Annotated in this window: 13 protein-coding genes; 3 read left to right on the top strand and 10 right to left on the bottom strand. The window is 64.5% G+C overall.

The features are described 5' to 3' along the window. Nucleotides 1-38: 38 nt before the first annotated feature. The 3 genes from P0D70_RS13390 to P0D70_RS13380 form a co-directional block, all read right to left on the bottom strand. Nucleotides 39-701, bottom strand: coding sequence for a hypothetical protein (locus tag P0D70_RS13390; RefSeq protein WP_408184839.1), 663 nt, complete (start codon nucleotides 699-701; stop codon nucleotides 39-41). A gap of 159 nt (nucleotides 702-860) precedes the next feature. After that, nucleotides 861-1,865, bottom strand: coding sequence for an aliphatic sulfonate ABC transporter substrate-binding protein (locus tag P0D70_RS13385; protein WP_408184838.1), 1,005 nt, complete (start codon nucleotides 1,863-1,865; stop codon nucleotides 861-863). Between the two features lie 180 nt (nucleotides 1,866-2,045). Beyond that, nucleotides 2,046-2,633 carry a TetR/AcrR family transcriptional regulator gene (locus tag P0D70_RS13380; RefSeq protein ID WP_408184837.1) on the bottom strand — a complete coding sequence of 196 codons (588 nt, stop codon included), beginning with the start codon at nucleotides 2,631-2,633 and terminating at the stop codon, nucleotides 2,046-2,048. A gap of 195 nt (nucleotides 2,634-2,828) precedes the next feature. On the opposite strand from P0D70_RS13380, the gene P0D70_RS13375 reads away from it, so the two are divergent. Then, nucleotides 2,829-3,605, top strand: a complete 777-nt coding sequence (locus tag P0D70_RS13375) for an SDR family NAD(P)-dependent oxidoreductase (protein WP_408184874.1) — start codon at nucleotides 2,829-2,831, stop codon at nucleotides 3,603-3,605. 90 nt (nucleotides 3,606-3,695) lie between these two features. Here the strand turns inward: P0D70_RS13375 and P0D70_RS13370 are convergent, their stop codons facing one another. From P0D70_RS13370 to P0D70_RS13340, 7 genes are all read right to left on the bottom strand, one after another. Beyond that, nucleotides 3,696-4,661: a D-2-hydroxyacid dehydrogenase gene (locus tag P0D70_RS13370; protein WP_408184836.1), complete on the bottom strand. Its 966-nt coding sequence runs from the start codon at nucleotides 4,659-4,661 to the stop codon at nucleotides 3,696-3,698. Between the two features lie 18 nt (nucleotides 4,662-4,679). Next, nucleotides 4,680-6,740: a transketolase gene (gene tkt / locus P0D70_RS13365; protein ID WP_408184835.1), complete on the bottom strand. Its 2,061-nt coding sequence runs from the start codon at nucleotides 6,738-6,740 to the stop codon at nucleotides 4,680-4,682. Between the two features lie 245 nt (nucleotides 6,741-6,985). Further along, nucleotides 6,986-8,845, bottom strand: a complete 1,860-nt coding sequence (locus tag P0D70_RS13360; RefSeq protein ID WP_408184834.1) for a TRAP transporter large permease — start codon at nucleotides 8,843-8,845, stop codon at nucleotides 6,986-6,988. A gap of 4 nt (nucleotides 8,846-8,849) precedes the next feature. Continuing rightward, nucleotides 8,850-9,893, bottom strand: a complete 1,044-nt coding sequence (locus tag P0D70_RS13355; RefSeq protein WP_408184833.1) for a TRAP transporter substrate-binding protein — start codon at nucleotides 9,891-9,893, stop codon at nucleotides 8,850-8,852. 156 nt (nucleotides 9,894-10,049) lie between these two features. Next, nucleotides 10,050-10,814: an SDR family NAD(P)-dependent oxidoreductase gene (locus tag P0D70_RS13350; protein WP_091803195.1), complete on the bottom strand. Its 765-nt coding sequence runs from the start codon at nucleotides 10,812-10,814 to the stop codon at nucleotides 10,050-10,052. An 88-nt stretch (nucleotides 10,815-10,902) separates the two neighbouring features. Further along, a complete protein-coding gene (locus tag P0D70_RS13345; protein WP_408184832.1) occupies nucleotides 10,903-11,901 on the bottom strand; it encodes a transketolase family protein in 999 nt (332 codons plus the stop codon). After that, entirely contained in the window at nucleotides 11,898-12,743 is an 846-nt protein-coding gene (locus P0D70_RS13340; RefSeq protein ID WP_408184831.1) for a transketolase, read from the bottom strand. Before P0D70_RS13340 ends, P0D70_RS13345 begins: the two co-directional genes overlap by 4 nt. A gap of 131 nt (nucleotides 12,744-12,874) precedes the next feature. On the opposite strand from P0D70_RS13340, the gene gcvA reads away from it, so the two are divergent. Both gcvA and P0D70_RS13330 read left to right on the top strand, forming a co-directional pair. Continuing rightward, on the top strand, nucleotides 12,875-13,765 hold the full coding sequence (gene gcvA, locus P0D70_RS13335) for a transcriptional regulator GcvA (protein WP_408184830.1): 891 nt from the start codon (nucleotides 12,875-12,877) through the stop codon (nucleotides 13,763-13,765). Between the two features lie 105 nt (nucleotides 13,766-13,870). After that, nucleotides 13,871-14,584, top strand: coding sequence for an alanyl-tRNA editing protein (locus tag P0D70_RS13330; protein WP_091808848.1), 714 nt, complete (start codon nucleotides 13,871-13,873; stop codon nucleotides 14,582-14,584). Nucleotides 14,585-14,600 lie beyond the last annotated feature (16 nt).

Raw genomic sequence — 14,600 nt, 5'->3', positions numbered from 1 at the left:
GAGGCACGCGAGCGTCAAAAGTGTTTCGGACTGCAGTCTTACTGCGTACCAGCCGGTGTTGTCGACGGCGTTTGCGAAGAAGCTGGATTGACCCGGGCGGATTCCCGCACCAGTGCCTGCGTCATCGCGGCGCCAACGGGGTTCGAGCCGTGGTGATCCTGGCCGACCGGCGCGGATTGAGTCTGCGTTTGCGTCTGCGCCTGCGTTTGCGGCGGCATCGGCAACGACGGGTCGGGTTTGGACGATTCCTTGACGAGCTGTTCCGTCATGGCCGCCGCGACGGCATTCGAGCCGTGCCGGGTCAGGTCGGCGCGCGCATGGGCAACCGGCTGCGCGGTATCTGCTTTCGCGGCGACGGACTCGCGCGCATCCGCCGGTGCCAACGCGCGGCCTGGCTGTTTATGCCGCGATGTTTGCGGCCGCGCTTGCGCGTCATTGGCGATGGGAGCCGGTTTGACTGGCTGCGGCGCGGCCGTGATCTCGCCCGTGCTATTCGCAGATGGCGAAGTGGACACCACATTGCCCGCGCTCACGTGCGTGCCGTCCACTCGCGAACCGGCTGCCGACGCCGTGACCGAATTGGCCGTCACCGTGTCTGGCGCGGCTTCGGAGTGATTGCCTTTAGGGAGAAGCTGGTAAGAGATGAATCCCACGTCCACCAGAACCAGCGCGATTATCAACGCCTTGCCTGTATTCGTCATATCCAACACCGAGTCGTTCGAGTGAGATGATCGAACCATGATAATCGACCGCCAAAAAACATTCTGCGCGGGCGTTTTGCAATGCGATTTATTCGGTTTTCTCCACACGTATTGACACTGTTTTGACACCCCCCGTCAGTTGGGCTATCAACTGGTTCATCAACTGCCTGCCGGCTCTCCGCGTTTCGCGCCGAAGTCCCAACGTTGCGCCTGTGCGGTCTCGACTTTGGCGGGCAACAAGCCGGCCTGGAAGAACGTATCCGCGATCTTTTGCTGCTCACCGAAATTCTGTGCAAGAACGGGGCGCACCAGATAACTGCGGCGGCCATTCGCGCGTTCGATCGTGGCGGCGTCGAGCCCCCAGATCGGCGCGAGTGTTTGCGCTGCTTCCTGAGGATGTGCGCGCAGCCAATCGCCTGCCTGGGTCAACTGATCGAATACGATCTGGATGACTTCGGGATGGGCCGCCGCGAACCGGTTCGACGCGAGGTAGTAGCGCTGGTACGACGCGAGTCCCTTGCCGTCCGCGAGAATGCGTACGCCGGCGTCGCGGTCGACGGATGCCACGTACGGATCCCACGTGACCCATGCATCGACGCTGTCGCGCTCGAAGGCCGCGCGGCCGTCGGCCGGCGTGAGGTAGCTGATTCGAACATCGGCGGGCGCGAGGCCCGCCTTGATAAGCGCCGCAAGCAACAGGTAGTGGCTGCCGGCGGCTTTGGTCACGGCAATGCGCTTGCCCTTGAGATCGGCGAGCGTGCGCAGCGCGCTGTCCTGTTTGACGATGATCGCCTGGGCCGCCGGTGAAGGCGCTTCCTGCGCGACATAGACGAAGCGCGCATGCGCGGCTTGAGCGAAGATCGGGACCGTGTCGGCAACGTCCGCGCTGAAATCGACGGCCTCGACATTGAGTGCTTCGGTCAAGGGCAGGCCGCTCGAAAACTCATTCCAGGAAACGCGCACCCCCAACGGCGCAAGCGCTTTGTCGAGCGACCCACGCGCCTTGAGCAGCGTGATCAATGTCGACGACTTCTGATAGCCGATCCGCAGCGCGACCGGCTCGCCATTCGTGGCCGATGTTTGCGCGTAGCCGCGCGCCGCGAGCGTGGTAAGCGAGGAAGCCAGCGCGACGCGAATGAAAGCCCGTCTGTTGAGCAGCGCCATGATTCATAGTCCTTGAGTCGAGTCTGAAGGGAAGGCCAATCGACCATCCTAGCAACGACCCCGCGCTGTGCGAACTGACTGTTTCAGCTAAACATCGAACGCCAGCGCATAAGCACGCCCATGCGTTGAGAAAGCGGCTTCGGCGTGGCGCTTGCTGGCCGGAGCCGCCAAGGTGCTCGACTAAGCGTCTCCGCCTTGCGCGACGATCAGATCGAGCGAGCCGGCGAGAATCGATCTGGCGAGTTCGGGGTCGTCGACGGCACGCGCGAGCGTCACCGCGCCGACGATGGTCGCGACAATGCCGAGCGCGAGGCTCTCGCTATGGCCCGCCAACGTCTGCGCGATGCGTGCTGCCAGCTTGTGCACGTATTGCGTCAGACTCTCGCGAACTTCCGGTGCCGCGTGCCGCGCCTCGCCGGCAAGCGCGCACAGCGCGCAGCCGTTACCCGGATTCCTGATGTGTTTCTCGCTGAGGAACATCTCGGCGATCGTCTGCAGTGGTTCTTTCTTTGCGGACCCGTTGCCGTTCGCCGCCGCGAGTGTCGCGGCGATGCGCTTCTCGCTCTGTGCGACCGCATATTCCAGCGCCTCGACGATCAGCGCGTCACGCGACTCGAAGTGGCCGTAGAACGCGCCATGGGTGAGCCCCGCGCGCCGCATGCAGTCTGCCACCCCGAGCGCCTCGATCCCGTCTTCCCGGATCTGCTGTGCCGCTGTTTCCAGCACACGCTGCCGGCTTTCTGCTTTTTGCGCCTGCGAGTAGCCCATCTCCGTCACCCCTCTTGACAATTTGCATGACGAGCATAATACTGAAAATGTGCATGATGATCAACATGCAGATTGTTGGGCGAGGGCGTCTTTCGCGGATGTCCGTATGCGGCGGCTTTTTGGCCGCTCGACTGTTACAGGCGTCGCGCGACCGGGCTTTCCGGCGCTTCGGCGGCGCAATCAAGGAGAGAGATGATGCGATTCAACGGAAAAACAGCGTTGGTGACCGGTGGCAACAGCGGCATTGGTTTCGTCACGGCGAAGCGGCTGATTGCCGAAGGCGCCCGCGTGGTGATCACCGGCCGCGATAGCGCGAAGCTGGATCAGGCCGTGTCCGAACTCGGCGAAAACGCGCTGGGCGTAAAGGCCAACCTGGACGACGAAGCGGAAATCGGCGCGTTGTTCGAACAGATCAAGAGCAAATTCGGGTCGCTGGATATCGTGTTCGCGAATGCCGGCATCTCCGGGCCCACGCCGCTCGGCGGCACCACGGCCGCGGCGTTCGAGGCCATTCTTCGCACCAATCTGACGGCGGTCTTCCTGACGGTGCAAGCCGCACTGCCGTTGATGAGCGAGGGTGGCGCGGTCGTGTTGAACGGCTCGGTAATGCGCGAACTAGGCTCACCGGGCTCGGCGGCTTATTCGGCCACCAAGGCCGGCATCACGGGCATGGCGAAGGTGTTCGCGTCGGAGTTGGTGCAGCGCGGTATTCGCGTGAATACCGTGATCCCAGGCGGCACGCGCACGCCGATCTGGACGCGTGGCGCACGCGCGGGCGCGACGCTCGACGGAACCGAACAGGCCCTTGCGCCGCGCGTGCCGATGGCGCGTCTCGCCGCGCCGGAAGAAGTCGCGGCGGCGGTGCTGTTCCTCGCTTCCGACGATGCGTCGGGAATGACGGGTGCGGAGATCGTCGTGGATGGCGGCACGACCGGCGCACCGTGGGGCGCGCCGATTTTCCGCCAGGGTTGAGGCGGCGTCTGATGTCATTAGCCGCGCCGCGCGATGAGTCGGCGGCGCGGCTGTGGCGCGGCAGCGACTCGGCAATGGCTGGGCCGTGGCTCAATAAGCGCCGCTCACCAGATTCGTCGGCGCACCGCTGACAAAGTTCTCGATGTTGTCCATCAACTGATTGGCGAGGCTCTGCTGCGCCTCGTCCGACGCCCATGCCACATGCGGCGTCAGGATCACGTTGGGCCGGTTGGCCGCGCGCAACAACGGATTATCGTCGGCGGGCGGCTCGCCCGCGGTCACGTCGAAGCCCGCGCCGCTGATCAGACCTTCGTCGAGCGCCTGCACGAGCGCGGCTTCATCCACGAGGCCGCCGCGCGCCGTGTTGATGATCAACGGCCGGCGCTTCATCGCGCGAAACTCGGGCATGGCGAGCATGTTGCGCGTGTGCGGCGTGAGCGGGCTGTGCACGGTGATGATGTCGCTGGTCGCGAGCACTTCGTCCCATGGCGTGTAAAGCGGACCGAGCCCTTCGCGTCCTTTGTGCGCGGCGAACATCGGCTGCATGCCGAATGCCTTGCCCAACTCCGCCACGCGCTGCCCAAGCACCCCTTCGCCGATGATGCCTAGCCGCGCGCCGGCCAGATCGTGAATCGCGTGCGTGAAGAAACAGAACTGCCCGGATTTTTGCCACTCGCCGGCGAGCACGTCGTCGCGATAGGCGACCAGATTGCGCCGCAGCGCGAGGATCAGCGCGAACGTGTGCTCTGGCACAGTGTTGATCGCATAGCCGCGAATATTGCTCACTGCAATGCCGAGCCGCTGAGCGGCGGCCTTGTCGACGCAGTCCGTGCCGGTCGCCGCCACCGCGATGAGTTTCAGCTCCGGCAATTGCTCCAGCACTTCACTCGTCAGCGCGACCTTGTTGGTGATCACAATCGACGCGCCGGCGAGCCGCTTGAGCAATTGATCCGGCGTAGTGCGATCGTGCTCGATCAACTGATGCTCGAAGCGCGGCTCGCGCAGCACGATCTGCGGCGCGAGGGTCGTGCGGTCCAGAAAAACGATCTTATGCATGATTAGGTATCCGATGATTTACAGATGCCGCTTCGCTTCAGCGACGATATGCTGCGCGGTGATGCCGAAATGCTCGTACAGCGTCTCGGCCGAGGCGGACGCACCGAAGCCCGTCATGCCGACAAAGCCGCCGCGCTCGCCGAGATAACGGTCCCAGCCGAAACGCAATGCCGCTTCCACGCCGATCCGCACGGTGCCCGGACCGAGCACGGCGGCACGATAGGCGTCGTCCTGTTCGTCGAAAATCTCCCAGCACGGCATGGACACCACGGCGGTCGCGATGCCTTCGTCCTGCAATTGACCACGCGCCTGCAAGGCCAACGCGACTTCGGAGCCGGTTGCGAGCAGCGTCACGGCGCGCGCTCCGCCTTCGGCCTCGGCCAGCACGTAAGCGCCGCGTTGCGACAACGGCGCGGCGCTATGTGCCGTGCGCACCAGCGGCAGCGCCTGGCGCGCGAACACCAGTGTGCTCGGCCCGCGCCGATGTTCGAGTGCGAGCGCCCAGCACTCGGCGGCCTCGACGGCATCGGCGGGACGCAACACGCGCATGTTCGGCATTGCGCGCAGCGAGGCGAGAATTTCGACGGGCTGATGCGTCGGCCCATTCTTGCCGACGCCAATCGAATCATGGCTGAACACGAAGTGCACCGGCAGGCCCATCAGCGCCGCCATGCGCATGGCCGGCCGCTGATAGTCGGCGAACGCTAGATATGTCACGCTCGTCGCGATCACGCCGCCGTGCGCCGCCATGCCGTTGGCCATCGCGCCCATCACGTGTTCGCGCACGCCGCAGTGAACGTAGGCGCCGCTATGGTCCTCGGCAGTAAACGCATGCAACTGACGCTTGTGGCCCGTGGGCGCTTCGAGATCGGCGCAGCCGACCATGCGTTCCGGCAACAGCGGCGCGAGCAGATCGCTGATTTCGCCCGAGACGGTGATGCCGGGTTGCGGTTCTCCGCGCTCCACGGCGCGTTTGCGGTAGTCGTCGAGCACGTCGCGCCAGCCTTGCGGCAGGTGGCCCGACAGGACCCGTTCGAACTCGTCCTGCTCTGCGGCGGGCAGCGCGGCGAGACGTTCGTGCCATGCGTAATACTGAGGGTCGCTACGCCGTCCTGCCGCTCGCCATGCTGCGAGAGTCTCCGCGGGTATCTCGAACGGCGCGTGCGGCCAGCCACGGGTGTCGCGCGCCGCGTCCGCGTCTGTCTGGAACAGCTTGCCGCTGTGGCCGCCACGCTGTCCTTGCAAACGCGCAATGCCGCGGCCGATCACGGTTTTGCACGCGATCATCGAAGGTCGCGGGTCCGAGCGGGCGATCGTCAGCGCCGCCGACACGGCTTCGAGATCGTGCCCGTCGACTTCGATGACCTGCCAGCCGCCCACGCGAAAGCGCGCGCAGACGTCCTCGCTGATGGAAAGGGAAGTGCTGCCGTCGTCGGTGATCTGGTTGTCGTCCCAGCAGAGAATCAGCTTGCCCAGTTGCAGATGCCCGGCGAGCGAAATCATTTCCTGGCCGATGCCTTCCTGCAGACAGCCGTCACCGACGAATGCATACGTGTAGTGGTCGACGAGCTCGCTGCCGAACTTCGCCGCGAGATACGCTTCGGCAATGGCCATGCCGAACGCGTTGGCAATGCCCTGGCCGAGCGGGCCGGTGGTGGCCTCGATACCGTGCGCCGGTTCGTACTCGGGGTGGCCCGCGCAATGGGAGCCGAGTTCGCGGAAGGTCTTGATCTGCTCGAGACCGATGGCGTCATAGCCGGTGAGATACAGCAGCGAGTAGAGCAGCAGCGAGCCGTGACCGTTCGACAGCACGAAGCGGTCGCGATCGGGCCAGGTCGGATCGGCGGGATTGAATTTCAGGTGGCGGGTGAACAGCGCGGTCGCGATTTCGGCCATGCCGAGCGGCACGCCCTGATGGCCTTCGCCGGCACGCAGAATCGCGTCGATGGAAAGGAAGCGGATCGCGTCGGCCAACGGCAAGGGCGCGGGCTGAGCGACAGCGGGAGCGGCGCGCGACAGCGGCGTGAGTGATGGAAGCGCGGTGTTCGGTGCGGCAGACGTGGCTTCGGTGGTGGACATGGCAAAAGGCTCCTCTACGCCGCTGCGTTACGTGCAGCGGGCGGCAATAGATAACTTGGACGAAGCGACCCAAATGAGCGGCCTGATCAGGCAGCCCAAATAAGCGGCCCAAATAAGCGGCCCAAATAAGCGGCCCAAATAAGCGGCCCAAATAAGCGGCCCGAAGAAGCAGGCGAAAAAAGCGTGCTGAAGAACATCGCGCGAGGCAGCGCGGCGCATGCCTCGCGCTTCAGGGGATCAACGGCTCAATGCAGGAACCCCGTCGAAATCCACGGCACGGCGGCCACGATGATCAGGCCGACCATCAACGCGGCGATGTAACCGAGAATCGGTTTCATACCTTCGTCGGGATGGATGCGGCTCACCGCGCAAGCAGAGTAGTAGCCCACGCCGAACGGCGGCGCGAACAGGCCCACGCCCATCGAGAGAATCACGACCATTGCGTAATGCACGTCGTGGATATGCATGGCGCGCGCGATCGGGAACATCAGCGGGCCGAACAGCACGATGGCCGGAATGCCTTCGAGCACGCTGCCGAGAATCACGAACACGCAGATCGAGGCCGCCATGAACATCGCCGCGCCGCCCGGCAATGCGCCCAGGGTCTGCGCGAGTTGGCCCGAGAAGCCGGATTGCGTCAACGCCCACGCCATGGCGGTGGCCGAGCCGATGATCAGCAGGATCGCGCCGGACAGCGTGGCGGTATCGATTAGCATGGGCTTGAGCCGCTGCCACTCGAAACGGCGATAGATCAGCAAGCCGGCCAGCACCGCATAAGCAATGCCGATGGTGGAAACTTCGGTCGCCGTCGCGATGCCTTCGACCACCGCCGCGCGAATCACGAACGGCAGCGCGAGCGCCGGAAACGCGATCACCAGTTTGCGCAGAATCTCGCCGCGCGTTGCACGTTTGACGTTCGACATGTCCTCGCGCCGATAACGCCACTGCACGACGATGCACAACGTAATCGCCAGCACGATGCCCGGCAGCATGCCGCCCGTGAAGAGCGCCGAGATCGACACGCCGGTCACCGAGCCGAGCGTGATCAGCACGAGGCTCGGTGGAATCGTCTCGGTCTGCGCACCGGTCGCGGCGAGCAGCGCCACCAGATCGCCCGGTTTCGCGCCGCGCGCTTTCATCTCCGGAAACAGCACCGGCGCGACCGCCGCCATATCGGCGGCTTTCGATCCCGAGATGCCGGACACCAGATACATGGCGCCGACCAGCACGTAAGAGAGACCGCCGCGCACGTGACCCAGCAGGCTCGCGAGAAACGCGATCATCGCCGCGGCCATGCCGGTCATTTCGATCAACTGGCCGAGGAACACGAAGAGCGGCACGGAGAGCAGGATCAGATGCGACATGCCTTCGTCCATCCGGCCCACGACGACCGGCATCGGCGTGTTGGTGGTCAGCGCGAGATAGCCGAAGGTGGCGAGTCCGAACGAAAACGCGATCGGCACGCCGCTCAGCACGCCGAGCGCCACGAGGCCGACGAAGAAGATCAGCAGGTTCACATTGCCGAGGTCGCGCAACACCGGCCCGAGCGCGATGAAGATGCCGACCAGCGCGCCGACCGTCGCGAGCGCGCCCAGCACGAGACGCCAGTTGCCGAGCCGCGCGAGCCGCACCACCGCGACCAGCAGCATCAGCGCCGAGCCGATCGGCAACGCGGCGGCGCGCCACGAGTTCGACAGTTCGAGCGCGGGTGTGGTGATGAACGACTCGTCCTGCGCGAAGCTGATCGCCGGGCCGATCACCATCGCGAGAAACGCGATCGGCGCGGCGATCGCCACCACGTCGAGAAATGCGCGCACGCCCGGCGGCGCCATGCCGACCAGCGCCGTCATCCGCATATGCTCGCCGCGCCGCAAGGCGATCACGGCGCCGAGCATGGCGAGCCAGAGGAACAGCATCGAGGCGAGTTCGTCGGACCACACGAGCGGCGAGTGCAGCAGATAGCGGCTCGTCACCCCCGCGAGCAGCACGGCGATTTCCGCGAGCACCAGCAGGGCAGCGGGTATCTCCACCAGATGCCCGAGCGCGGAATCGAGCGCACAGGCGAAACGGTGCTGCCGCTCGTGCGAATAAGAGATCGAGATCATCGCATCACCCCAGTTTTCCGACGGACTTCTCCAGCAGGCTCCAGGCTTCGTCGCCGTATTTGCTCTTCCAGTCGTGGTAGAAGCTCGTCTTGGCCAGCGCGCCGCGGAATGACTCGCGATCCACGTCGATGAAAGTAATGCCCTTGGTTTTCAGATCGTCGCGCAGCGAACTGCTCAGCTTGGCGATGTCCGCGCGTTGCAGCATCGCGGCCTTTTCGAATTCGCGCGTGACGATAGTGCGGATATCCGCCGGCAGCCGTTCCCACGCGGCGCGGTTGCCGAGAATCCAGTAACCGTCCCACACATGCGACGTGAGGCTGATGTACTTCTGCACTTCATAGAGCTTGGCGGTGGCGATGATCGGCAGTGGATTCTCCTGGCCTTCCACCACGCCGGTTTGCAAGGCCGAATACAGTTCGTTGAAGTTGATCGGCGCCGGGCCCGCATCGAGCGCCTTGAAGAGCGACGTCAGCATCGGCGCCTGCGGCACGCGGATCTTGAAGCCCTTCAGATCGGCGGGCGCACGCAGCGCACGGGTGGACGAACTGATCTGCCGGAAGCCGTTGTCCCACACCTTGCTGACCGACACGATGCCGGACTTGGCGATCTGCGCGCGAATGTAATTGCCGAGATCGCCGTCCATCGCTTTCCACACCGCGTCGTAGTCCTTGAACGCGAAACCGGTGTTGACGATGCCCGCAGCCGGCGTGAGGGTCGCGAGAATCGACGACGCCTGGTTGAAGAACTCCACGCCGCCATTGCGCACTTGAGAAAGCAGGTCGGTGTCGGAGCCGAGCTGGTTCTGCGGAAACAGCTTGATATCGAGGCGGCCGTTGGTCGCTTCACGAATGTGATTGATCGCCTCCTGGGCGCGGATATTCACCGGATGAGTCGGATCCTGGCCGGTGGCGAGCTTGTACGAAAACTCGGGCGCGGCCATGGCGCGTCGCGAGACGCTCCACAAAGGCACGGTTGCGGACAAGGTGGCGCCGGCTTTCAGAAAGGTGCGGCGGCTGATGCCCTGCGGGGCGTTCGAACGGGTAGTCATGGTGTCTTCCTCCAATATGGCGTGTCGTTATGGTTATGCTGGAATCTCGAGCGCGGCGGCTGCACGTGTCGCGCGCCGCGCCCGTTTGCTGTCTACTGCAAGGTCTCCATCGCCGCCGCCGGCTTCCCGCCAGACGGCCCGTCCTGCCGGGACGGATCAGCCGTGAATGAGCATCCCGCCGTTCACGTCGATCACCGCGCCGGTGATATACGACGACAGGTCCGACGCGAGGAACAGGAATGCGCCGGCCACGTCGTCGGGTACGCCGAGGCGATTCAACGGAATGCCCGCGAGAATCTCGACGCGCTTGTCGTCGCTGATCTTGCCGGCGTTGATGTCGGTCTGGATCAGGCCCGGGGTCACGCAGTTCACGCGGATGCCGTCGTTGCCGAGTTCGCGCGCCATCGCTTTCGCGAGACCGAGTACTCCGGCTTTGGCCGCCGAGTAATGCGGGCCGCCGAGAATGCCGCCGCCGCGCTGCGCCGACACCGACGACATGCAGCCAATCGAGCCGCTCTTCTGTTTCTTCATTTGTGGCACGACCGCTTGCGACAGATACAGCACGCCGCGCAGGTTGACGTCGAGAATGCGATCCCAGCTCTCCGGGTCGATGTCGAGCAGCTTGGCCGCCTGGGTGATACCGGCGTTATTGATCAGGATATCGATCGAACCGAAATCGGCGACGGTGCGCTCGACGGCGGCCTGGCATGCGCCGCGATCGGTGACGTTGCACGCATAGCCGCGATGCTCCGGCCCGATCGAAGCGGCGGCTTCGATTGCGGCCTTTTCGTCCAGATCGAAAATGGCGATACGCGCGCCATGAGCGGCGAATTTGCGGGCGGTCGCCATGCCGATGCCGCGCGGCGACGCGCCGCCGGAAATGACGGCGACCTTGCCGTCGAGAAGACGTGACTCTGACATGATGCGGATCTCCTGAATGTGATGCTTATGGTTTGCTGCTTTCTTTGCTATCGGTTAATACGCTTGCTTGTGCCGATCAAATCGACGCCTAGCGCAGCCAGCCCTTGATCGTGTCGCACATCGCCTCGGTCGAAATACCGTAGCGATCGTGTAGCGTCGGCAGCGCGCCGGCATCGAGAAAGGCGTCGGGCAGGCCGATCTGGCGGAAGGGCGGCGTGACGCCGTTGGTCAGCAGCACGGTGGCCACCGCCTCGCCGAGTCCGCCGATCACCGTATGGTTCTCCGCCACGATCACGAGGCGCCCCGGCCGGCGCGCTTCGCGCAGCAGCGTGACCGCGTCGAGCGGCTTGATGGTCGGCACGTGCAGCACGCCCACGTCGATGCGATCGGCGGCGAGCGCCTTGGCCGTTTCGAGTGCGCGCATCGTCATGATCCCGGACGAGATGATCAGCACTTCGGCGCCGTCGCGCAGCAGCTTCGCTTTGCCGAGTTGGAACTGGTAATCGTATTCGTCGAGCACGACCGGCACGTTGCCGCGCAACAGCCGTGCGTACACCGGGCCGCGATGGTCGGCGATCGCCGGCACCATCTGTTCGATTTCGAGCGCGTCGCACGGGTCGATCACCGTGAGGTTCGGCATCGCGCGAAAGAGAGCGAGGTCTTCGGCCGCCTGGTGGCTCGGACCGTAGCCGGTCGTGAGGCCGGGCAGCGCGCACACCATCTTGACGTCGAGGTTGTCCTCGGCGATCGCCTGGTGGATGAAGTCGTAAGCGCGGCGCGCGGCGAACACCGCATACGTAGTGACGAACGGCTGCGCGCCTTCGTGCGCCATGCCGGCGGCCGCGCCCATCAGCAGTTGCTCGGCCATGCCCATCTGATAGAAACGCTCGGGGTATTCCTTCGCGAACAGATGGAGGTCGGTGTATTTGCCGAGGTCGGCGGTCATGCCGACCACTTCGGGGCGGTTGCGCGCGAGCTCCACCAGCGCGTGGCCGAATGGTGCGGAGCGGGTGATCTGGCCTTCACCGGCGATCGAGGCGATCATCGCCGAGGTTTTCAGGCGCGGTTTCGGTGCGGCGGCGCTCATACGGTTCTCCCGGCTTCGAGCGCCTGCAGCGCGAGTTGCCACTCGTGCGCGTCGACGCGGATAAAGTGGTTCTTCTCGCGTGCTTCGAGAAACGGCACGCCGTACCCCATACGCGTATCGCAGACGATGATGCGCGGTTGCGCTTCAGGATGTGCGCGCGCCGCATCGAACGCGGCGACCACCGCCGCGAGGTCGTTGCCGTCCACGCGTTGCACGAACCAGCCGAATGCCTGCAGTTTCTCGACCAGCGGCTCGAACGCCATGACCGCTGAAGACGGTCCGTCGGCCTGCTGGTTGTTGACGTCGACCATGGCGATCAGGTTGTCGAGTTTCCAGTGCGCGGCGGACATCAGCCCTTCCCATACCGCGCCTTCGTCGAGTTCGCCGTCCGAGAACAGCGTGTAGACGGTGGCGTCCGAACCCTTGCGCTTCAGACCCAGGCAGCGGCCCACCGCAATCGTCAAGCCCTGGCCGAGCGAGCCGCCGGACATCTCCATGCCGGGTGTGTAACTCGCCATGCCGGACATGGGCAGGCGGCTGTCGTCGCTGCCGTAGGTCTTCAGTTCTTCGTCGGCGATGATGCCGGCTTCGATCAGCGCCGCGTACAGGGCGATCGCGTAGTGGCCGTTGGAGAGCAGGAAGCGGTCGCGGCCTTCCCAGTCGGGATCGTCGGCGCGATAACGCATGGCGCGGAAGTAGGCGACGGCCAGCACGTCGGCGATATCGAGCGCCTGGCCGATATAGCCTTGCCCTTGTACTTCGCCCATGCGCAGCGCGTTGCGGCGGATCTGGTAGGCGTGCTCCGCGAGCTCGGGAAAGGGCGCGGCTTCTCTGAGGTTCATTGTCTCGTCTCCTTGTTTGCGTGGGCTGTATCGATGCCGCAGCCAGTGATAACAAGCGTAACCGTCCGCCCACCAGCGCTCAAACGAATTAAGATGGCCGATGGATGAATTGAATTCACGTGGATGCTGCCATGCACAATCGCGTCACACTCAAGTCGATACAAGCGTTCGAAGCGGCCGCGCGGCTTTCGTCGTTCGCGCTCGCAGCAGAAGAACTGTTCGTGACGCCTTCGGCGATCAGCCATCAAATCAAGCTGCTCGAAGAGCAATTGAGCATTCGTCTGTTTCATCGGCTGCATCGCACGGTGCTGTTGACGGACTCGGGGCGGCAATACGCAGAGGAGATCACCTCGGCGTTCGCGCGTATCGACGCGGCGACGCGCGAGATCGGCCGCGTGGCGAAGAGCGACATCCTCACGATTCATTGCACGCCGAGTTTTGCGACCCAGTGGCTGATGCCGCGCATCGCGCGTTTCAGCGCGGCGCATCCGGATATCGACGTGCGTTTGAATGCGTCGTCCGAAGCGGCGGATCTGATTTCGGAAGCGGTCGATATCGACATCCGCTATGGTCCGCGCAAGCTGCAACCGGCCGGCACGTTGGTACTGGAATTGCCGCCGGAGACGATCGTGCCGCTATGCGCGCCGGCGCTCATGAGCGGCGACTATCCGCTGCGCAGCATCGAGGACTTTCAGCACCACTCGCTGATCCATAGCGAAGGCTGTCTGGTCGGCTGGCGGGACTGGATGCGTTTGCATCGAAAGACACGGATCGATATTGGACGCGGGCCGCGCTTCGACCGCTCGTTCATGGCGTTGAGCGCCGCGGTGGATGGCTTGGGCGTGTGTCTGGAGAGCCTGCTGCTCGCACAGCGCGAACTGGAGACCGGGCGCCTCGTCGCGCCGTTCGGCGCGGACGGCCTCAGCGTAAGCGGCTATACGCTGAATCTGCTGAAGTCGCGTGCGGATTTGCCGAAGCTACGCAGCTTTCAGGATTGGCTGTTTGCCGAATTGGAGAGGTAAGGCGCTCCTTGCATGGCCGCCTCCCAGGGCATTTTTAACCAAGACGGCCTCGCACGGGACTGGGTATGCTTGCCATATTCAGTCAATGCATGCGAGGACATCAAGGTGGCGCACTATCTTTGCCATGAGCAGCCGGACCTGCTGGACTTCGAAACGACCGTGATCGCGGCGCGGCCCGGCGCTGTCGTGCTGGGCCGATCCGCTCTGCATCCGGGCGGCGGCGGGCAGGTCTCAGACGCGGCCATGCTCACGCACGCGCACGGCGCGGTGCGCATCACAGGCGTCGCGGCGGAAGGCGATATGCTGTGGCATCTGCTCGACGAGCCGCTGGAGCTGGCCGGCAACGTGCACGTGGCCATCGACGCGGCGCGTCGCGCCACCGTCGCGCAACTGCATACCGCTACGCATATTCTCAATGCACTGGTGTATCAGCGCTTTGCCGGCGCGCTCGTGACCGGCGCGCAGATCAACGCGGACGGCACCGCGCGCATGGACTTCGATCTGCCCGACGCGGATAACGACGCCCTGCGTCTGCTGGAAGAGCCCGCCAACGAAGTGATCCGCAATGCGATGGACGTGCGCGTCTACTATGTCAGCGCCGACGAAGCCAAGGCAACGCAAGGCCTGATCCGCAGCCTCTCGGTGGCGCCGCCGCCGACGCCGGACGGTAACGTGCGTATCGTCGAGATCGGCGATCTGGACCGGCAGGCGTGCGGCGGCACGCATCTGACCAACACCGCGCAGTCGCGGCCCATTCGCATCGCGAAGATCGAAAACAAAGGCCGTCGCAATCGTCGTGTCAGAATCGAGCTGGTTTGATGGGTGTTCAGAAGGG

The organism is Paraburkholderia sp. RL17-381-BIF-C (genome assembly GCF_046026435.1).
Classification (GTDB): Bacteria; Pseudomonadota; Gammaproteobacteria; order Burkholderiales; family Burkholderiaceae; genus Paraburkholderia.
This window is presented reverse-complemented; position numbering and strand designations above follow the sequence as displayed.